This is a genomic window from Caldimonas manganoxidans ATCC BAA-369, from assembly GCF_000381125.1.
GTDB classification, from domain to species: domain Bacteria; phylum Pseudomonadota; class Gammaproteobacteria; order Burkholderiales; family Burkholderiaceae_C; genus Caldimonas; species Caldimonas manganoxidans.
In genome coordinates this window covers 1-19,185 of record NZ_KB905931.1, presented here as the reverse complement: position 1 = coordinate 19,185, position 19,185 = coordinate 1, and the positions used below count along the sequence as shown (strand labels likewise).

At 67.2% G+C, this 19,185-nt stretch carries 16 protein-coding genes and 1 tRNA gene; 8 read left to right on the top strand and 9 right to left on the bottom strand.

The annotated features are described in order from the left end of the window. Window positions 1–14: 14 nt before the first annotated feature. On the bottom strand, window positions 15–2,402 hold the full coding sequence (locus tag F615_RS0102110) for an ATP-binding protein (protein WP_019559520.1): 2,388 nt from the start codon (window positions 2,400–2,402) through the stop codon (window positions 15–17). A gap of 289 nt (window positions 2,403–2,691) precedes the next feature. Further along, window positions 2,692–4,359 carry an energy-dependent translational throttle protein EttA gene (gene ettA / locus F615_RS0102105; RefSeq protein ID WP_019559519.1) on the bottom strand — a complete coding sequence of 556 codons (1,668 nt, stop codon included), beginning with the start codon at window positions 4,357–4,359 and terminating at the stop codon, window positions 2,692–2,694. A gap of 321 nt (window positions 4,360–4,680) precedes the next feature. Here ettA and F615_RS0102100 point away from each other — a divergent pair, with 321 nt between their 5' ends. Then, window positions 4,681–6,135 (top strand): DEAD/DEAH box helicase, encoded by a 1,455-nt coding sequence (locus F615_RS0102100; protein ID WP_019559518.1) that lies wholly within the window; start codon window positions 4,681–4,683, stop codon window positions 6,133–6,135. 79 nt (window positions 6,136–6,214) lie between these two features. Next, window positions 6,215–7,582 (top strand): MBL fold metallo-hydrolase RNA specificity domain-containing protein, encoded by a 1,368-nt coding sequence (locus tag F615_RS0102095; protein ID WP_019559517.1) that lies wholly within the window; start codon window positions 6,215–6,217, stop codon window positions 7,580–7,582. 28 nt (window positions 7,583–7,610) lie between these two features. Here the strand turns inward: F615_RS0102095 and F615_RS0102090 are convergent, their stop codons facing one another. Next, window positions 7,611–8,222: a LysE family translocator gene (locus tag F615_RS0102090; RefSeq protein ID WP_019559516.1), complete on the bottom strand. Its 612-nt coding sequence runs from the start codon at window positions 8,220–8,222 to the stop codon at window positions 7,611–7,613. Window positions 8,223–8,590: 368 nt separating this feature from the next. Between F615_RS0102090 and F615_RS17575 the strand changes: the two genes are divergently transcribed. Then, entirely contained in the window at window positions 8,591–10,141 is a 1,551-nt protein-coding gene (locus tag F615_RS17575; protein WP_019559515.1) for a DEAD/DEAH box helicase, read from the top strand. Here F615_RS17575 and F615_RS0102080 read toward each other — a convergent pair. The 3 genes from F615_RS0102080 to yaaA all read right to left on the bottom strand — a co-directional run bounded on the left by F615_RS0102080 (window position 10,135) and on the right by yaaA (window position 12,893). Next, on the bottom strand, window positions 10,135–11,169 hold the full coding sequence (locus tag F615_RS0102080; RefSeq protein ID WP_019559514.1) for a CaiB/BaiF CoA transferase family protein: 1,035 nt from the start codon (window positions 11,167–11,169) through the stop codon (window positions 10,135–10,137). The genes F615_RS17575 and F615_RS0102080 overlap by 7 nt on opposite strands. Further along, a complete protein-coding gene (locus F615_RS0102075; protein ID WP_019559513.1) occupies window positions 11,166–12,038 on the bottom strand; it encodes a 2OG-Fe(II) oxygenase in 873 nt (290 codons plus the stop codon). Before F615_RS0102075 ends, F615_RS0102080 begins: the two co-directional genes overlap by 4 nt. Before the next feature lie 78 nt (window positions 12,039–12,116). After that, on the bottom strand, window positions 12,117–12,893 hold the full coding sequence (gene yaaA, locus F615_RS0102070; RefSeq protein ID WP_019559512.1) for a peroxide stress protein YaaA: 777 nt from the start codon (window positions 12,891–12,893) through the stop codon (window positions 12,117–12,119). Window positions 12,894–13,087: 194 nt separating this feature from the next. On the opposite strand from yaaA, the gene F615_RS0102065 reads away from it, so the two are divergent. Further along, complete coding sequence (locus F615_RS0102065) at window positions 13,088–13,903, top strand: pseudouridine synthase (RefSeq protein ID WP_019559511.1); 816 nt, start codon at window positions 13,088–13,090, stop codon at window positions 13,901–13,903. Here F615_RS0102065 and F615_RS0102060 read toward each other — a convergent pair. Further along, window positions 13,867–14,721 carry an alpha/beta hydrolase gene (locus F615_RS0102060; RefSeq protein WP_019559510.1) on the bottom strand — a complete coding sequence of 285 codons (855 nt, stop codon included), beginning with the start codon at window positions 14,719–14,721 and terminating at the stop codon, window positions 13,867–13,869. The two genes, F615_RS0102065 and F615_RS0102060, sit on opposite strands and share 37 nt — an antisense overlap. A gap of 86 nt (window positions 14,722–14,807) precedes the next feature. Here F615_RS0102060 and F615_RS0102055 point away from each other — a divergent pair, with 86 nt between their 5' ends. Beyond that, the gene (locus F615_RS0102055; protein ID WP_019559509.1) at window positions 14,808–15,677 is read left to right on the top strand and encodes an NAD(P)-dependent oxidoreductase; all 870 of its coding nucleotides are present in this window, start codon (window positions 14,808–14,810) and stop codon (window positions 15,675–15,677) included. Between the two features lie 23 nt (window positions 15,678–15,700). Next, a tRNA-Ala gene (locus F615_RS0102050) sits at window positions 15,701–15,776 on the top strand. 264 nt (window positions 15,777–16,040) lie between these two features. Here the strand turns inward: F615_RS0102050 and F615_RS0102045 are convergent. Together F615_RS0102045 and F615_RS0102040 are read right to left on the bottom strand one after the other, a co-directional pair. After that, complete coding sequence (locus F615_RS0102045) at window positions 16,041–17,006, bottom strand: hypothetical protein (RefSeq protein ID WP_019559508.1); 966 nt, start codon at window positions 17,004–17,006, stop codon at window positions 16,041–16,043. 1 nt (window position 17,007) lies between these two features. Further along, window positions 17,008–18,243, bottom strand: a complete 1,236-nt coding sequence (locus tag F615_RS0102040) for a hypothetical protein (protein WP_019559507.1) — start codon at window positions 18,241–18,243, stop codon at window positions 17,008–17,010. A 245-nt stretch (window positions 18,244–18,488) separates the two neighbouring features. Here F615_RS0102040 and F615_RS0102035 point away from each other — a divergent pair, with 245 nt between their 5' ends. Both F615_RS0102035 and F615_RS0102030 read left to right on the top strand, forming a co-directional pair. Then, window positions 18,489–18,836 (top strand): helix-turn-helix domain-containing protein, encoded by a 348-nt coding sequence (locus F615_RS0102035; RefSeq protein WP_033370878.1) that lies wholly within the window; start codon window positions 18,489–18,491, stop codon window positions 18,834–18,836. Further along, the coding region (locus F615_RS0102030) for an ImmA/IrrE family metallo-endopeptidase (protein WP_019559505.1) at window positions 18,833–19,185 on the top strand (353 nt) is incomplete at its 3' end. The genes F615_RS0102035 and F615_RS0102030, both read left to right, overlap by 4 nt.

Genomic DNA, 19,185 nt, shown 5'->3' with positions numbered 1-19,185 from the left:
GCTCAGTCACGGGTTCAGTAACGGGTTTCGGGGCTGTTGCCATCGTCGCCGGCGGCGTGCAGCAGCACGCGGCGGATCTCCGAACGCATCAGGCGCAGATCCAGCGGCTTGGCAATATACCCGTCCATGCCCGCCAGCAGGCAAGCCCGGCGGTCCGCATCGCTGGCATGCGCGGTGGCAGCGATGATGGGAAAGGGTGGCAAGCGGCCTTCGGCCTGCGCCCGGCGCAGGCGGCGGGTGGTCTCCAGCCCGTCCAGCCCAGGCATTTGCACGTCCATCAACACGGCATCGGGGGGGTGGCGCTCGCAGTGCTCCAGTGCTTCTTGCCCGCCAGACACCACCTCGACCTCGAAGCCCAACAGCCGCAGCATCTCGGCGGCCAGCACTTGGTTGACGGCATTGTCCTCGACCACGAGAAAGCGCGCGCCGCGCCAACGCGCCAGCGGCAAGGGGGTGGACGGCGCCGCCGCAGGCGCCAACGTGGCCGCTGCTGGATGGTTGCGCGTGAGCTGGCGCAAGTCGGCCGGGCTCAGCGGGGCGATGTAGACCTTCACGCCCAACGCCTGTCCACGCTCGGGCTCCAAGCTGCCGATGTCCTGGCTGCCGTGGGGCGGCACCAGCACCACGATCTCGCTGTCGCGCAGGCGCGCACGCAAGTCCACCAAAGCCGTCTCGCACAGGGGCTCGCGCGCTTCGTGCACCACGATCACCAACTCAGGCGCCACGACGGGGTCGGATGGCGCAAGCGCCTGCGCCAGGTCGTCCAGCCATCGGACCTGCCAGCCCAAACGGCCCAAACGATCGCCCAACGGATCGTCCGGCGCACAGCCGATCACCCAGGCCCAGGCGCCCGCGGCCGAGGGTTCGTCGATCGGCTCGGCCGCATCGGCCGGCACGGCTTTCAATGGCAGCCATACCTCGAAGGTCGAGCCCACCCCCAACTGGCTGCGTGCCTGGATACGCCCGCCCATCAGCTCGCACAGGCTGCGCACGATGGACAGCCCCAACCCCGTGCCCCCGACCGTGCGCGACACCGAGGCATCGGCTTGCTCGAAGGGATGGAACACGCGTTCCAGGGTGGCCTCGTCCATGCCCATGCCGGTGTCGGTCACCTCCAGACGCAGGCTGCACGAGGCCCCCGGCGAGCCTTCCACCTCGACCACGAAGCGCACCTGCCCGGCAACCGTGAACTTCAGGGCGTTGGACAGCAGATTGGTGGCGATTTGCCGCACCCGCACCGGATCGCCAAGCAAACGCAAAGCCGGCCCGCGGCAGTCGAAATGCACCGCCAAGCCCTTGTCATGCGCCTGTGGCCACATCGAGCGCAGCGTCACGGCCATCAGCTCGCCAGGGTCGAACTCCACCTCGTCGAGGCTGAGTTTGCCGGCTTCGATCTTGGCAAAGTCGAGGATGTCATCGATGATGGCCCGCAGGCTGGTGCCCGAGGAACGAGCCAGTTCCAGGTAGCGCCGCTGAGTCTCGGTGGTGGCCACCCGCAAGGCCAGTTCGGTCATCCCCAGCATCCCGTTGAGCGGGGTGCGGATCTCGTGGCTCATGTTGGCCAGGAAGATCGATTTGGCGCGGTTGGCCCGTTCGGCTTCCGCGCGTGCGGCTTCCAGTCGAGCCGTCCTTTCGCGCACCACGGCCTCGAGCTGGCCGCGGTGCCGGCGCAAGGCTTCCACGGCCTCCATTTCGTCGGTCACGTCGGTCACGGCACCGGCCAGGATCGCGGGCTTGCCGGTCTCGTCAGGCCAGGCCCGGGCTCGGCAACGCAGCCAGCGCCAACTGCCGTTGCGATGCAGCACCCGCACGCTGTAGTGCCATTGCCCGCCTTCGCGCAAAGCGCGCTCGTAAGGCACGGTGAAGGCCTCCATGTCGTCGGGATGGATGCGCGCATTCATCACGTTGCGGTCATTGGGCAGCTCGTGATCGGCAAAGCCCATGATCTCTTTGTAGCGCGGGGAGTACCAACTCTGGTTGGTGCGCAGATCGCGCTCCCAGATGCCGTCATGGGTGCTCTCCATCACCCGGCGATAGCGCGCGGCCATGGCGCGCTGATCGTGCTCGGCCAACTTCAAATCGGTGATGTCCGAGGCCACGGCGAGGTAGCCCAGGAAGCGCCCGCCCTCGTCCAAGGGCGTGGCCTCCACCCGCTGCCACCACGCTCGCCCGTCGGGCAAACGCCATTCGACCTCGGCCGTGAAGGCTTCATGGGCGGCCAGCGCCGACTGCACTTGCGGCGAGGGCTCGGCATGGCCATGCGAGGTGAGCCACTCAGCCCAAGGGCGCCCACGCAACCGCTCGATCGCCGGCGACGCCGCCCAGGCGTCGTTGAACCACACCACCTGGCCGCTGGCGTCGGCCACCAAGGCCAGGCAGCGGCTGCGCTGCAAAGCGGCCACCAGCAGCTGCGGCGGCAGTCCTGCGACCGCTGCTGGAGACGGCCGCTGGGGCTCAGACGGCTGGCGAAACTCTGTCACGGCTTTGGGACAGGCGGGCGCGGGCCCGCACGGGAAATGCTCATGTCCAAACATGCTTGTAGCACCGTCTGGCGCTGCGTGGCGCCCCGCGTTTGAGTTGCGCGACACCCCGAACGGGGTCACCGAGCCATCGGTGCGAAGATCGCGCCACGCAGTGTTCAGGCGGCCAGGCGACCACGCCAGCCCGCAGCCGCGGCCACAGCGCGGCGGCTCAGCGGGTGATGGGCTTGTAGCGCAGGCGGTGCGGGCGGGCCCCTTCCTCCCCCAGACGCCGTTTCTTGTCTTCCTCGTATTCCCGGTAGTTGCCGGTGTAGAAGTACCACTGGGAGTCGCCTTCGGCCGCCAGGATGTGGGTGCAAATGCGATCGAGGAACCAGCGGTCGTGGCTGATCACGAGCGCCGAGCCGGCGAACTCCAACAGGGCCTCTTCGAGCGCGCGCAGGGTTTCGACGTCCAGGTCGTTGGAGGGCTCGTCCAGCAGCAACACGTTGCCGCCTTTGGCCAGCGTCTTGGCCAAGTGCAAGCGGCCGCGCTCACCGCCGGAGAGGTTCTTCACCAGCTTTTGCTGGTCGTTGCCCTTGAAGTTGAAGCGGCCGAGGTAGGCACGCGAGGGCATCACGAACTTGCCCACCACGATGTTGTCCAGCCCGCCGGAGACGTCCTCCCAGACGGTCTTGTCGCCGTCCAGGGTCTCACGGCTTTGGTCCACGTAGGCCATCTTGACGGTCTGACCGATGAGCACCTCGCCGGAGTCGGGCTTCTCCGTGCCTTGGATCATGCGAAACAGCGTGGACTTGCCCGCGCCGTTGGGGCCGATGATGCCCACGATGGCCCCCGGCGGCACCTTGAAGCTGAGGTTGTCGATCAGCAGTCGGTCGCCGAAGCTCTTGGAGACATTCTTGAACTCGATCACCTCATTGCCCAGGCGCTCGGCCACCGGGATGAAGATCTCGTTGGTCTCGTTGCGCTTTTGGTATTCGACGTCGCTCAGCTCCTCGAAGCGGGCCAGACGCGCCTTGCTCTTGGCCTGCCGGCCCTTGGCATTGGAGCGCACCCACTTGAGCTCCTCTTTCATCGCTTTGATGCGAGCGTCTTCCTGTTTCTGTTCGAGCTCCAGGCGACGTTCTTTTTGTTCCAACCACTCGGAGTAGTTGCCTTTGTAGGGAATGCCCATGCCTCGGTCGAGTTCGAGGATCCACTCGGCCGCGTTGTCGAGGAAGTAGCGGTCGTGGGTGATGGCCACCACGGTGCCAGGAAAGCGCTGGAGGAACTGCTCCAGCCATTCCACCGATTCGGCATCGAGGTGGTTGGTGGGCTCGTCCAGCAGCAGCATGTCGGGCTGGCTCAGCAGCAAGCGGCACAGCGCCACGCGGCGCTTCTCGCCGCCGGACAAGGTGCTGATTTGGGCATCCCAGGGCGGCAGGCGCAGCGCATCGGCCGCCAGCTCGAGCTGCAGATCGGTGTTTTCTGCGCCGGCTGCGGCGATGATGGCTTCGAGTTCGGCCTGCTCGGCCGCGAGCTTGTCGAAATCGGCATCCGGCTCGGCATAGGCGGCATAGACCTCCTCCAGCCGCTTCTTGGCCGCCAGCACGCCGCCGATGCCTTCCTCGACCGCCTGCCGCACGGTGTGCTGCGGGTTGAGCTCGGGCTCTTGAGGCAAGTAGCCGATCTTGATGCCCGGCATGGGCACGGCTTCGCCTTCGATGTCCTTGTCCAGGCCGGCCATGATCTTCAGCAACGTGGACTTGCCCGAACCATTCAGGCCAAGCACACCGATCTTGGCGCCCGGAAAAAAGGACAGGGAAATGTCCTTCAGGATCTGCCGCTTCGGAGGCACGATTTTCCCGACGCGGTTCATCGTAAAGACGTATTGGGCCATGGTCTGTCCTGAGGCTGTGGATGCGAAAAAAGCAAAGCGCGGAGCAGCCGCGCAACTGCGCTATTGTCGCCGCAACTGGCACGGCCGGCGGCAGCACCGGTGACAAGCCCATCGACCCGAGGTCATGGGCGGCGCCTCGACCCGCGCCTCCAGGCGCCCGTGCGGGACGCTTGCCGCTACAATGCGGCGCTGCAACGTCGATTCCAGTCCAGGCGTTGCGGTCGCTTCCGACGTTTTCTTTCCATCTGCCTTGCCGACTGGCGCCCTCCTCCAGAGTGGTGACAGGCCGATCCCCGCTCCCCCGAGGGAGCCTCACTTCACATGCGATTCGACGATCTCGGCCTGGCCGAGCCTCTTGTGCGTGCCGTGCGCGAGCAGGGCTATGTCCACCCCACGCCGATCCAGCAACAAGCCATTCCTGCCATCCTGGCCGGCGGCGACTTGCTGGCCGGCGCCCAAACCGGCACCGGCAAAACCGCCGGCTTCACATTGCCGCTGCTGCACAAACTCTCTCAAGACCCTGCCCCGCTTGACGACAAGGGCCGCCGGGCCATCCGTGCACTCATCCTCACGCCCACCCGCGAACTGGCAGCCCAGGTGGAAGAAAGCGTGCGCACCTATGGCAAGTACCTCAGCGTCAAGAGCATGGTGATGTTCGGCGGCGTGGGCATGCAGCCGCAAATCGATGCGATCAAGCGCGGCGTGGACATCCTCGTGGCCACCCCGGGCCGCCTGCTCGACCACCACCAACAAGGCACGCTCGATCTGAGCCGGGTCGAGTATTTCGTGTTGGACGAAGCCGACCGCATGCTCGACATGGGCTTCATCCACGACATCAAGAAGGTGCTGGCCATCGTGCCGAAGCACAAGCAGAGTCTGCTCTTCTCGGCCACCTTTTCCGACGAGATCAAGGCCCTGGCCGAGCGGCTGCTCAACCAGCCCCAGGTGATCGAAGTGGCGCGGCGCAACACCACGGCCGAGACCATCGAACAGAAGGTCCATCCGGTCGATCGCGACAAGAAAAAGGAGCTGCTGGCCCACCTCATCCAGCAGAACGATTGGCATCAGGTGCTGGTCTTCACCCGCATGAAGCACGGGGCCAACCGGCTGGTCGAGTTTCTGGTGAAGGAAGGCATCACCGCCATGGCCATCCACGGCAACAAGAGCCAGGGCGCGCGCACCAAGGCGCTGACCGAGTTCAAGCGCGGCGAGCTGCAAGTGCTGGTGGCCACCGACATCGCCGCACGCGGCATCGACATCGACCAGCTGCCCCATGTGGTGAACTACGAGTTGCCCAACGTCCCTGAAGACTACGTACACCGCATCGGGCGCACCGGCCGTGCCGGCGCGCAGGGCGAGGCGATCTCCCTGGTGTGTGTCGACGAGGAAGGCTTTCTGCGTGACATCGAAAGGCTCATCAAGCGCCCCATCCCGCGCGAGCTGGTGCCAGGCTTCGAACCCGACCCCAACGCCCGGCCCCAGCCGATCAAACTCGGCCGCATGACTTTGCATGGGGGTCTGGGCGCCGGCCGTCGAGACCGTAGCCGCAGCGAAGGCCCGGCCCGATCGGACGCGACCCGCCCCCCGCACCATGAGGCGCGAGCCCGACCGGCCAGCGGCCCGCTGCGGGCCCAGGCGGCGCGCCCAAGCCCCCATGGGGCTGCCGCCGTGAAACCAGCCGCAGCGCTGCCATCGGGCTCGCCCCAGGCCGCCGCCGGTCAAGCCCGCCGCCCGACTCAGTCAGCAGCCCTCTTGAGTGGCAAGCCGCGCCGCTGAGGGCCGAGCCCAGGCTTGACGCAGGTCAAGCCCGAAGTGTGCCGAGAGCCGCTAGCATGCCCTCACCAAGGGGGTCTGCATGCACATCCACTTCCTCGGCGCCGCCGACACGGTCACCGGCTCCAAGCACCTCGTCGATACCGGCTCACACCGCATCTTGCTGGATTGCGGCCTGTTCCAGGGCTACAAGAACCTGCGTGAGCGCAACTGGTCGCCGCTGCCGGTGCCAGCAAGCCACATCGACACGGTGGTGCTCAGCCATGCGCATTTGGACCACAGCGGCTATTTGCCGGCCCTGGTCAAGCAGGGTTTTCGTGGCCGCGTGTTCGCCACGCCGGCCACCTGCGATCTGGCCGAGGTGCTGCTGCTGGACAGCGCCCATTTGCAAGAAGAAGACGCACGTCGCGCCAATCTCCACGGCGACTCGAAACACCGCCCGGCCCAGCCCCTGTACACCGTGGACGACGCGCGCCGCGCCGTCAGCCGGCTTCATCCCCTGCCCTTCGGGCAAGAGGTCGAGCTGCATCCGGGGGTGACGGTGCAATTCACCCCCGCCGGCCACTTGTTGGGGGCTGCAGCCGTCACGCTGCGGTGTCGGGGCCGCAGCCTGGTCTACTCTGGCGACTTGGGACGCGACGATGACCTGCTGATGCCCCCGCCGCAGCCCGTGCACGAAGCCGACGTGCTGCTGATCGAATCCACTTACGGCAACCGGCTGCATCCTGCAGGGGATGTCCTCGAAGTCTTGGGCGAAGCGATCCGCGGCGCCTTGCGGCGCGGCGGATCGGTCTTGATGCCCACCTTCGCCGTGGGGCGCGCGCAGGCGCTGCTGCTGGCCTTGCACCGCCTCAAGCGCGCCGGACGAATCCCGGCGCAAGTGCCCGTCTTCCTCGACAGCCCCATGGCCGCCGAAGCCACGCAGCTGTACGAACGCCACAAAGCCTTGCTGCGCGTGCCGCCGGAGGACATCGCACACATGTGCGAAGGCGTGACGCTGGTGACCAGCCCCCAGGATTCCGAAGCCCTCACGCAGTTGCACTATCCGCGCATCGTGCTGTCGGCCAGCGGCATGGCCACCGGCGGGCGCGTGTTGCACCATCTCAAAGTGATGGCGCCGCACCCGCAGCACCTCATCGTCTTCCCTGGCTTCCAGGTCGGTGGCAGCCGCGGCGCGAAGATGATCGCTGGCGCCACCGAAGTCAAGATCCACGGTGCATACGTGCCCATCAAGGCCGAGGTGCGCCACATCGAAGGCTTTTCAGGGCATGCCGATGCGCAAGGACTGATGCACTGGCTGCGCCAGTTGCGCACACCGCCGGCGCACACGTATGTCGTGCACGGCGAGCCCGAGGCCGCCGATGCCTTGCGCACCCGCATCCAGGACGATCTTGGTTGGCGTGTGAGCGTGCCCGACCACCAGGCTTGCGTCGCCTGGGGTGGAAGCTGACCGCGTCGCGCCCGTGGGGCCGTGGTGCTCAGGACCGCAAGGGCAAAGCTGCGCCGATGGCCATGAACAGGCCGCCGCAGGCCTGATTGAAGGCCCGCCCCACACGCGCCAGCCAACGGCTGACGCGCTGGGCCACGCTGGCGATGAACACCTCGGTGACGAACTCGATGGCCGCAAAAGTGCCCGCCATCACCACGAACTGCATCAACAAGCTGCGCTGCGGGTCGATGAATTGCGGCAGGAAAGCCGCAAAAAACAGAATGCCCTTGGGATTGGTCAGGGCCGACAGGGCTCCTTGCCGAAACAGCGAGGCATTGCTGCGCTGCTCGGCACGCACCGGCGTTGACAGGCCGATCGGCGGCGCACGCCAGACTTGCACACCCAACCACACCAAATAAGCGCCCCCCACCCACTTGAGCACGGTCAGCCACACGACCGAGGTTTGCAGCAGCGCGCCGATGCCAAACAGCGACAGCGCAATGATCACCACGAAACCGAGCGACCCACCGGCGACGGTGTACAGCGTGCGGCGCCGGCCGTACAGCGCCCCATGGGTGAGGGCCAGCAGCCCGTTGGGGCCCGGTGACAATGACAGCCCCAGCGCTGCCAGGGTGTAGAGGAGCCAAACGTGGAAATCCATGACCGTGCCTTGCGTCGTTCAAACTGCAGGATACGACAGCTTGCAGGGCCCGCGAGCGCGGGGGCGCCACTTCGGGCATAATGGGTCTTGTGCGTTGCAGCAATGCAGCGCGTCGTTCATCCCCTCTGACCTTTTCAGGCAGGGCGCCTGCGCAGCGCCCCGGGCGGCATGCCCGGTGTCTTGAGTCCCGGTTGGCGGCGATGCCGTCGCAATCCACCGACTCGAGGCCCGTGACCTGCGTATGCCATGCAGGTGCCGCCCCTGACCTGCGACATGTCTTCTTGACGCTTGGCGTCGGTGCCAGCGTCTTGCCTGTCTGGCCGTGGCTTGGCGCCATGGCGGCAGGCTGTGCCTTGAAAAGAACCGTCATGACTTTCTCCTCCCTGGGCCTGAGCCCCGCCCTGCAACGAGCGCTCGACGACGCTGGCTATGCCCAGCCCACCGACGTGCAAAGCCGCGCCATTCCGGCCGCGCTCGAAGGCCACGACTTGCTGGTGTCGTCCTCGACGGGCAGCGGCAAGACCGCCGCTTTCGTGCTGCCCGCGCTGGAAGGCATCCTGGCCGCGCGCGGCCACCACACGACACGGCGTGACCAGGGCAAGGCTCGCGGCCCGCGCGTGGTCGTGCTGGCCCCCACCCGCGAGCTGGCCCTGCAAGTCGCCAAGGCCTGCACGAGCTACGGCCGCCATGTGCAGGGTCTGCGTGTGGCCACCGTCGTGGGCGGCGTGCCCTATGCCGCTCAACTCAAGGCCTTGCGCGGCCAGCTGGACGTGCTGATCGCCACCCCGGGCCGCTTGCTCGACCACCTGGGCAGCGGCGCGGCCGTGCTCGACCATGTGCAAATGCTGGTGCTGGACGAAGCCGACCGCATGCTGGACATGGGCTTCATCGACGACATTCGCGCCATCGCCCACACCTTGCCCGTCCAGCGCCAGACCCTGATGTTCAGCGCCACCTTCGCCGGCCATGTGGGCGGCCTGGCGCAGCAGCTCACACGCGAGCCGCGGCGCATCGATGTGGCCTCGCACACCGACACGCACGCGCACATCGAGCAACGCCTGCACTGGGCCGACAGCCTCAGCCACAAAAACGCCCTGCTCGACCACATTCTGGCCACGCGCGAACTGGACCAGGCCGTGGTGTTCACCAGCACGCAGCGCGATGCCGATCTGCTGGCCGACCGCCTGGGCGAGATGGGCCATGCCGTGGCCGCGCTGCACGGGGGCATGCCGCAGGGCCGCCGCAATCGCGTGCTGCAAGGCTTGCGTCAGCGTCGGCTGCGTGTGCTGGTGGCCACCGACGTGGCCGCGCGCGGCATCGACGTGCCCACCATCACCCACGTGATCAACTACGGCTTGCCGATGAAGGCCGAAGACTACGTGCATCGCATCGGCCGCACGGGCCGTGCCGGCCGCAACGGCCTGGCCATCACCCTGGCCGAGCGCCGCGACGCCGGCATGATCCGCCGCATCGAGCGCTTCACCACTCAGCGCATCGAGGCAGCCACCATCGCCGGACTGGAACCTCAAGCCGCGCCGCCCGTGGAGCGCAAAAAGCCCGAAGGCTGGAGGCCCGGCATGGGCAAGGCCGGCTTCAAGCCACGAGCTCACCGCCGCCGTGAGGATGCCCCGTGGGAGGCGCCGCAGCGCGAGCCTGGCGCCTCCGCGGCCTGCCCCGGGCGCGACGATGGCCGCCCAAGTCACCCGAGTAAACCGCGCAGCCACAGCCCAGGCCGCGGCAGCGTGGCCTACACCGCCTCCTTGGGCGACCGCAAGCCGCGGGGGCCAGCCCGTGGTTCGGGTGACGAGCAGCCCTGGGGCCAGAAAAAGGCCTGGGCCGGCCGGCCCGCCTCCGGTGGCAAGCCCTTCGGGATCAAGCCACGGGCGGGCAAACCCGTCGGCAAGCGCCGCGATTACTGAGACTGCATGAACAAGGGATGACGCATGGCCTCGTCCATGCGCAGCACCGGGCTCACGCAACAGTCGGCGGCCTCGAAGGCGGCCGTCCACTGCGCTTGGCTGCGCGTGGCAAACACGGCCGCCACGGCTTCGCGCAGGGCCATCGCGTCCTCACCGCCGATCTCTTGGCCCAGCGACCAGTGGCGATCCCCCCACTCCGGATGCCCCAGCACCTCGCAGGTCTTGCGCCAGAACTTCAGCTCCAAAGCCCCCACGGCCATCCAGCGGTCGTCGCTGGTGCGATAGACGTTGTAGCACGGCACGCCGCCGGTGAGCAGGTCGCGCCCGGGCAAGGGCGTGCGGCCCGTGGCACTCACCGCCAAGCGCGCCAACAGGTTGTGTTCGAACACGGCATGGGTCATCGAGACGTCCACATGACGGCCTCGGCCAGTGCGTTGAGCCGCCAGCAGCGCGGCCAGGATGCCCGACACCGCCGCCTGCGTGCCGCCCAGGAGATCGCCGATCTGAAAATTCGGAATGGCCAACTGGCCCTCGCGCGTGGCGATCTGATCCAGCACCCCGGCATAGCCGATGTAGTTGAGGTCGTGCCCCGCCTTGCGCGCAAACGGGCCTGTTTGGCCATACCCGCTGATAGAGGCCATCACCAAGCGCGGGTTGACGTCCCGCAGCACCGACCAGCCCACGCCGAGCTTGTCCATCACGCCCGGACGAAATCCTTCCACCAGCACATCGGCCTGGCGCACCAGGTCCAGCAGCTCGAAGCGGCCCGCCGGCTGGGTCAGGTCGATGCGATGCAGGCGCTTGCCTTCATGGAGCCAACGGAAGAAGAGGCTGGGCCGCCCCTGGGCCACGTCCTGGACCGAGCGCAACATCCAACGGGCCTCGTCGCCCGTCCCAGGGGCCTCGATCTTGAGGACGTCGGCCCCCAGGCGGCGCAGGTGCAAGGTGGCGAACGGCCCGGGCAGCAAGCGGGTCAGATCGATCACCCGGACGCCGGCCAGGGGCAGGTCGTCGTCACTGGCGCTCACTCGAAACGCCTCTCACGCAACCACTTGGTGGCCACCCATTTTTCGCCAGCCAGCACCGGCGCGCCGCCATGCAGGGTTTGGGTGGACGGATGCGGCAGCGCGTAGCTGAAGAACACCGCGCTCCCCTTGACCGGGTTCACCGAAAGCTTCACGTCGGGAAACGTCGTGGCGCCGCCGCCCAAAGGGGTGTTGAGGTACATCACCAGCGTGCCCACGCGCTGGCCGCCACGCTTGAGGATGGTGGGCGTGCCGGGTTGGGCTGGGTCGAAATAGTCATAGTGGGGCTTGTACTCGGCTCCGGGCCGATAGCGCAACACCTGCAGCCCTTCACCATTTTCGACCGGCCAATTCAGCAGCCGTGCGATGCGCTGCTCGATGCGATCGCACAAGGGGAACTCGCCGCGCTGAAAGAACATGCCATCGCTGGTGCGCGCCGGGTTGACTTCACTGGTGCCGGTGTCGGTTTTCACCGTCAGCGAACGCTCCAAGCGGGGCGCCGCCAGGGCAATGAGCTCGTCACACTCTTGCGCGCTGAGCAAGTTGGCAAACACGACCACCCTCGGCGACTCCATGCGCATGACCACCTGAACCTGGGCGTCGCCAAGGTCGATCTCGGTGGGATCGCCTTGCAGCGATGGCCCAGGCACCGGCTTGTCATGCAGCGCCGCGGTGCCGCGCTCGTAGACGGCTTGCGGATCGATACCCCGCTCGCGCAGGAAAGTTTCCAGCGTTTGCTCCAGCGCCTGCAAGGCCACGTCCTCCTGCCAGCCACTGGCCATCATCGACTGAAGCACCGCCTCGGGCCCATGGCCGGCGGCCACCTGCTGCGTGATCCACTGGCGAAGTTCGGCTGTGATGGTTTGACTCATGGTGTCCCCTGACACCCGTGCCCGAATCTGCGGCCCGGGTGCGTACTCGCTTGCGCGTGGTCCCTGGGCCCGATTGTGCTACGAGGCCACGCGCCGCCGGAAGACCAAGCGATCACGATCGGAGGCCGCTGCGTCATAGGCATAGCCTTCGAGGTCGAAGCCTTGCAACTGCTCGGGCAGGCGCGCGCGGGTTTCGATGGCGTAGCGCGCCATCAGACCACGGGCACGCTTGGCATGGAAACTGATGATCTTCCAGGCGCCGCCCTTCCAGTCTTGGAACACGCAATGCACCACGCGGGCCTTGAGCACGTTGAGATCCACCGCCTTGAAATACTCCTCGGAGGCCAAGTTGACCACCACCGGCGAGGCATCGGCCTTCAGCCGTTCATTGAGGTATTCGGCAATGCGCGGGCCCCAAAAGGCATACAAATCCTTGCCGCGCGAGGTGGCCAAGCGAGTGCCCATTTCCAGGCGGTACGGCTGCATGAGGTCCAGCGGACGCAGCACGCCATACAGACCACTGAGAATGATCAAGTGCTGCTGCGCCCAATCCAGCGCCTGCGCACTCAAGCTGCGGGCCTGCAAGCCCTCGTACACGTCCCCGTCGAAAGCCAGCACGGCCTGCTTGGCATTGGCCTGCGTGAAGCGCTTGGACCAGGCCGCATAGCGGCCCACATTGAGCGTGGCCAGCGCATCGCTGAGCGACATCAACTCGGCGATCTCGGCCGGCGTCTTGCGGCGCAAGACCTCGATCAGCTCGGCGGCTTCGTCCACGAAGATAGGGCGGGTGTGCGCAGTCACATGCGCGGGAGTCTCATAGTCGAGCGTCTTGGCAGGCGACAACAGGAACAGCATCGGGCGAGCGAGAAAGACTTGTGAACGATGAACGCAGCAAGATTACCAGCCTGCACGAGCCGCGCCGATCCGTGTGCGAGCAAGGGCGCTGGTACTGCGTGGACGGCGACCTGAGCCGAGACCCCGGCGCACGGCGCCGGTGCGGCACGCCCTGCAGCCGCTGGTGCCGCCGATGCCGCGGCACAATCGCCCGCATGTCCACCCCGTGCGACACCCCCACCCTGCTGTATCACGACGAGTACCTGGTGGCCATGAACAAGCCGCCCGGACTGCTGGTGCACCGCTCGGCGCTGGCCGCCGAGGCATCGCAATTCGCCTTGCAGTGGCTGCGCCATCACCTGAAGCGAATGGTCTACCCCGTGCACCGGCTCGATCGCGGCACCTCAGGGGTGCTGCTCATGGCCCTGGATCCCGACACCGCCCGCGCCCTGGCCCGGCAATTCGAAGCGCAGCAGGTGCGCAAAACTTATCTCGCGCTGGTGCGAGGCTGGCCTGCGACCTGCGGCGAGGTCGATCACCCGCTGCGACGCCTCGATGAGGCTGCGCCCCGCATAGACCGCGGTCGATCCACCGATGCGCAACCGGCCCTCACCCGCTACCAGCGCCTGGCGCGGCTGGAATGCGCCAGCCCCCTCCCCCCGCATCCGACGGCCCGCTATGCCCTGATGGCCGTGGAGCCGCAGACGGGTCGCCAGCATCAGATCCGCCGCCACTTCAAGCACATCAGCCATCCGCTCATCGGCGATGCCACCTACGGCAAAGGCGACCACAACCGCTGGTGGGCCGCCCGCCTGGGCGTGAGTCGGCTGTGGCTGCACGCGGCCCGCTTGAGGCTGCACCACCCCGTCAGCGGGACACCCTTGACCTTGCAGGCCCCCGCTGGCCCCGCGTGGGCCACCCTGCTGGCCGAGCCCGGCTGGCAGATCGAACACCCCGATGCGCTGCACGAGTTGCTTGGCGGCGCCCTGGCGGCTCACACCCGACCCAGCATCTCCAGTGCCAGCGCATGAAGGCGCTGGCCCGGCCGGGCCAGCGAGTCCAGTATGTTCAAGTGATGGGCTGCGGCGATGGTCTCGCACACCGGCACCGCACGCCGGCCCCAACGCTGGCGGATCAGGCGATTCTGGCGCAGGAACTCCTCGCTCTCCAAAGCCCCCACGGTGGCCCACAATGGGCTCCCCGGCGGCGGAAAGTACGCCGGGCTCAGGCGTGCCACGTCCTGCGGCCGCAGGCGCAAGTCGGCCTGCAGAAACGGCGTCAGGCGAATCGGCTCCAGGTCGAACACCCCCGAGATCGACAGACCGGCCTTCACCAAGTCGGCCGGCAGGTCGACGGCCACCTGCGGCCAACGGCACGACAGCATCATCGCCGTCAGATGGCCGCCAGCCGAGTGACCGGCCACCACGATGCGATGCGGGTCGCCTCCGTAGGCTGCAATGTGGCGCCAAGTCCACACCAGCGCACGCACCATCTGCCACGTGATGGTCTCGATCGTCACCGCCGGGCACAACCCATAGTTCGGCACCACCACGCATGCTCCGGCCTCCACGAACGCCGGGGCGACGAAGGAATGATCGGCCTTGTCCAAGGCCCGCCACCAGCCGCCATGGATGAACACCAGCACCGGCGCGCCGTGGCGCCGAGGCATGAAAACATCCAGGGTCTCGGCCGCCGAGGCGCCGTAGGCCAGGTCCAACACCGGCGCGTAGCGCTCGCGCGCCGACGCGGAATCCTGCGCCCACCGGGCGAAGATCTGCGCATGCTCCGGAATCCGCGCCCGGTTGTTGTACTGCCCCTCGAGCCACTGTGGATCCGGCGGAAAACGCATGCACTTGCTCCTGTGACAGGGACCTGGTGGAGAACTGGCCCACTTTCTATACTGATTGGCTTCCTTGCACCAGAGGACCTGCCGCCATGAACATCACCGTGCTGGGCATCGGCCTCATGGGCCTGCCCATGGCTCAGCGCCTGCGTGAGGCGGGCTTGGCCGTCACGGCCTGGAACCGTACCCTGGAAAAAGCCATGCGCCTGGCCGCCCACGGCGCCCGGGTGGCCCACACCGCGGCGCAGGCCGTGCGCGAGGCCGACATCGTCATCACCATGCTCGAAAACGGCGACGCGGTCGAGGCGGTGCTCTTCGGTCAGGGCGTGGCCCAGGTGCTCAAGCCCGGCACCTTGGTCATCGACATGAGCTCCATCAAGCCGGCCCAGGCGCGCGACCACGCCCGCCGGATCACCGAGCGCGGCTGCGCCTACCTCGATGCGCCCGTCTCCGGCGGCACGGTCGGCGCACAGGCAGGCACCCTGGCCATCATGGTCGGCGGTCATGAAGCCGACTTCCAACGGGCTCAACCCGTCTTTACCCCACTGGGACGCGCCACCCACGTCGGCCCCCATGGCGCCGGGCAACTGGCCAAGCTGGCCAATCAAATGATCGTGGGCATCACCATCGGCGCGGTCAGCGAGGCCCTGCTGCTGGCCGCCCGTGGCGGCGCCGACATGGCCAAAGTGCGCGAGGCCATCCGTGGCGGCTTCGCCGAGAGCCGTATCCTCGAGGTGCACGGCCAGCGCATGATCGAACGAGACTTCGCCAAGCGTGCGGCCATGAGCGTGCAGCTCAAAGACCTGCGCAATGCCCTGGACACCGCCAGCGCGCTGGACTTTCAAGCGCCCATCACCGAACTCTTCGCAAGGCTGTACGCCGACGGCGTGGACCATGGTCTGTCCGAATATGACCACTCCGCCCTGTTCGTCGAACTCGCCCGTCGCAACGGCATGAAATGATCTGCTAAAATCTTGGGCTCATCGGGCCGATAGCTCAGCTGGGAGAGCGCTGCGTTCGCAATGCAGAGGTCGGGAGTTCGATCCTCCTTCGGTCCACCACTTTTCAACGCCCAACCTCTATCGGTTGGGCGTTTTCGTCTCCGGGTTCCGCCACACCACGCGGGGCTGCGGGCCGATCTGCGTGTGCCACGCAGTGAAGCCGCACCGCCCGAAAGTCGCCCAGTTCGACTCTCTTTTGCTCTCTCTTCTCTCAAAACCGGCGCCAACTTCTTGGCGGAAGCGCACGCAGGCGGCCTCGTACGTCAATGACTTGCGCGTGCGTCACGGCCAGCGGTTGTCCATCGTGCTTGGATGAGCAAGGCATCAAGCCTGCACGGGGCTCAATGCTGCAGCACAGGGCATCGAGTACAGCCCCGGGCGCCCCTGCACGACCTGGACGAGGGCCCGGTATGCAACGAGTGGCCCTTCGGCTTCCGGCTTGCCCTTGTCGCGCGTCTTGACCTTGAACACGTCGATGGGCTTGGCGCTGTCGAGCCCGGCACGCCGCATGACCTGTTCGGCGGTGCGGGGCTCCCCCTTGAACGACCACAGGGCCTCGAACACTGCTGCCTGAGCCTCGGTCAGCCGGATCGGGCCGTGCGGCCAGTCGGGCAGCGTGACCCAGCGGAAATCCGCCGAGAAAGGCCCCTTCACTGGCGTCGTTGGATCGCTGGCCTGCGGGTCTGGCGGCTCACCCGGCAGGCCGATGAGCGCGATGCCGCCACCGTAGAGGGTGAAGCGATCTTCCAACGCCCACCACTGCACGCCCGGCCCGAAGGGCGCACCGCGCGTTTCGCGCGGTTTGGGTGTAATCACCCGAACGTCGCCACCGGTCACGCGCACCCGATCCAGCAGCGCTGGTTCTTGCCACAGCCTCACGATGTCGCGTGCGAGCAGCACCGGCGCGCGCCGGGATTCGCCCAGCCGCCACACGCCGTCACCAAGGTCGTCGATGCCGTCGCGGCTGTCGATCGCAAGGGCCAGGCGCAGCTTCTGGCGCAGCCAGTCCTCGTTCAACCGCAGCGCTGCGCCGTCCTGCGGCGAGACCGGCACCGGCCCGCAGTCCGGGCAGCGGCACAAGCGTCCGCCGCGCCCGTCGCCGAACACCGGCGCCCGATGCAGCGCACAATGCGGGCACAGCACGCAAGATTGATCAGTCACGGCCGCCTGGATCGCGCGGCCCAGGTGCGGCAGCAGCGCCACCTCGCGCGGCGACAGGGTGGCGCGCAGCACCGGCATGCCCGCGGCGAACAGCCGGCAGACGAACTGCCAGCCCTCGTGTGCCGACATCTCACGCGTCCTCGGGAGTCGTCGCCCTGACCGTGCCCGCGGCGAAGGGTGCCTCCTGTGCGCTCAAGGTCTGGCCGGGGCGCAGGATGCCGATGCGTACCAGGTAGCGCTCCAGCTGCGCTTGCAGCTTGGCATCGAACTGGTGCAGGTTGAGCCGCCCGCGGCTCGTGACCTCGATGGGCACCACGCGCGCCCGGGTGCGCCCTGGCTCGGGAGGGTAGTACAGGTTGATCTGAGCCGCCAGCACCGCCCAGCGGCCTTCCAGCGGGCCCGGCAGTTGATCGCGCAGCAGTTCATGCACCGAGCGGTGCTGACTGGCCTGCATGGCCGTGCACTCGATTTTCAGATCTCCCTCCGGACTCAGCAGCGTGAGCGACTTCAGCTGCACCAGCGAGAAGCCGTCCTCGAACACCTCCGGCACATCGAAGCCCGTGCGCAGCGCCGACAAGTCCAGCGCCGGGGCCTTGATACGCTCGGGCGTGGCCTTCACCCCGAGCACATGCTCGGCGAAGGCCTCCACCAGCATCTGCTGCACCTTGTGACCGCCGCGCGCCAGGGTGCGCACCACGCCCGTGGCTTCGGCGTACTCCAACACCATGTGGATGTTCGGGTTGCCCACGCGCTGCTTCAACACCACGCCCTCGAACTCCAGGCGCAGCTCGGCCAGGTCTTTGACGTGCACCGTCAGCAGGTGGATGCCGGGGCTCCTGGGCACGAGATAGGCCACACAGCCCTCGCCGCACTGGCGCTCGCGCTGGTAGTAGGCCGAGATCGCTCGACGCAGACCGGCCAGTGCGGCGTCCGTCGGGATCGCAGGGCGCCGCACTCCCAAGTCGTATTGCTGCGCCTGGGCGCTGTGGTGCGCCCAGAAATCGAGATCGCTGGCGCGTTCGAACAGCGCCCGGTGCCGCACGTACAGCCAGAACGAGCGATGCAGGTCGCTCTGGCACAACGCCAGGCCCGTCACCACGGCGGGATCGGACAGCGCCGCCTCGAACATCGCCTGGCCGCCCGCGGCATCACCCAGCGCGACGCTGGCCACCAGCTCGGCCGTCAGCCGGTCGCGCGCCGAGGTGTCGCCCCACGTCATGATGGCTTCAATCACGGCCCGGTTCGGCGGCTCGTGCGGCTGTGCATCGAGCGCTGGCGGCACCGCCAGCCCATGGCTGGCGAGAAACTGGTGCAGCGTCTCATCCGGCGGCAGCGCCTGCAGCACGTCGACATAGGTCTTCTTCATCGCGTCTCGGTCCTTTCCTTGAGGTGACGTCGGAGGTCTGCTGACCGAGGCTTCGGGCACGCGGGCCGGCGACGGCTGACTGAACTTGTGTCACGCCAAAGTAAAGCAGCGTGATACAGCGCGATTGTGTCCCGGCCTGATCCGCTTGTCAAACTGCATGGCACATCTAGCGGCGTTTGGTATCACAGGGCTATACTGTCGGATCGCATTCCAACACTTCCCGTGATTCGAGACGGGGCATCGCCATGGCTTCCGCGTTTGGATCTCGCCTGCGGCGATTCCGCGAGGCGAAGAAATTGACCTTGCAGCAAGTCGCCGACGCGGTCGGCTGCACCAAGGCCTACATCTGGGAACTGGAGATGAAGGAGGGTCAACGCCCCTCGGCCGAGCGCGTGCAGGCGCTGGCCAGGGTGTTGGGCGTGACGATGGAAGACATCATGGGTGAGCCCATCCCCCAGGTTCCCGAGGCCAGCCCTGAAGATGTGGCTTTCTTCCGGGCGTACGCCGGCATGACCGAAGCTGAGAAGGACCGGGTGCGCCAAGCGCTGAAGATCATCTTCCCGGACAAGGATCTGCCGGAAAGCAAAAGGTGAACACGCCCCCGGCCCTCAACGGCGCGATCGCCGCCAACAAAGTCCACCACTGGTTGCGGGCTTGGTATGGCGCAGACGTGCCCGAGACCGTCGATCTCGATGTCGTGCGGCAGATGCTGCCGACCACGCCCTACGGCAAAGGGGTTCGGGAGATTCGTCCGCCGGTGCAGTTCAACGACGATGCCTTCGAGGGCCTGCTGGCGCGGGACCCTGATGACCCTGAAGTCTGGGGTATCGCCTACAACGGCACGGTCAGCCCGCAGCGCCAGCGATTCACCATTGCGCACGAGCTGGGCCACTTCGTCCTGCACCGCGACCAGCAGTCGCGTTTCAACTGCGACAAGGACAG

What these genes read in the sequence shown, in the direction of transcription:
- ettA (WP_019559519.1), bottom strand. Translation starts at nt 4,359, where the DNA reads ATGGCCCAATACGTCTTTACGATGAACCGCGTCGGGAAAATCGTGCCT.
- F615_RS0102100 (WP_019559518.1), top strand. Translation starts at nt 4,681, where the DNA reads ATGCGATTCGACGATCTCGGCCTGGCCGAGCCTCTTGTGCGTGCCGTG.
- F615_RS0102095 (WP_019559517.1), top strand. Translation starts at nt 6,215, where the DNA reads ATGCACATCCACTTCCTCGGCGCCGCCGACACGGTCACCGGCTCCAAG.
- F615_RS0102090 (WP_019559516.1), bottom strand. Translation starts at nt 8,222, where the DNA reads ATGGATTTCCACGTTTGGCTCCTCTACACCCTGGCAGCGCTGGGGCTG.
- F615_RS17575 (WP_019559515.1), top strand. Translation starts at nt 8,591, where the DNA reads ATGACTTTCTCCTCCCTGGGCCTGAGCCCCGCCCTGCAACGAGCGCTC.
- F615_RS0102075 (WP_019559513.1), bottom strand. Translation starts at nt 12,038, where the DNA reads ATGAGTCAAACCATCACAGCCGAACTTCGCCAGTGGATCACGCAGCAG.
- yaaA (WP_019559512.1), bottom strand. Translation starts at nt 12,893, where the DNA reads ATGCTGTTCCTGTTGTCGCCTGCCAAGACGCTCGACTATGAGACTCCC.
- F615_RS0102065 (WP_019559511.1), top strand. Translation starts at nt 13,088, where the DNA reads ATGTCCACCCCGTGCGACACCCCCACCCTGCTGTATCACGACGAGTAC.
- F615_RS0102060 (WP_019559510.1), bottom strand. Translation starts at nt 14,721, where the DNA reads ATGCGTTTTCCGCCGGATCCACAGTGGCTCGAGGGGCAGTACAACAAC.
- F615_RS0102055 (WP_019559509.1), top strand. Translation starts at nt 14,808, where the DNA reads ATGAACATCACCGTGCTGGGCATCGGCCTCATGGGCCTGCCCATGGCT.
- F615_RS0102045 (WP_019559508.1), bottom strand. Translation starts at nt 17,006, where the DNA reads ATGTCGGCACACGAGGGCTGGCAGTTCGTCTGCCGGCTGTTCGCCGCG.
- F615_RS0102040 (WP_019559507.1), bottom strand. Translation starts at nt 18,243, where the DNA reads ATGAAGAAGACCTATGTCGACGTGCTGCAGGCGCTGCCGCCGGATGAG.
- F615_RS0102035 (WP_033370878.1), top strand. Translation starts at nt 18,489, where the DNA reads ATGGCTTCCGCGTTTGGATCTCGCCTGCGGCGATTCCGCGAGGCGAAG.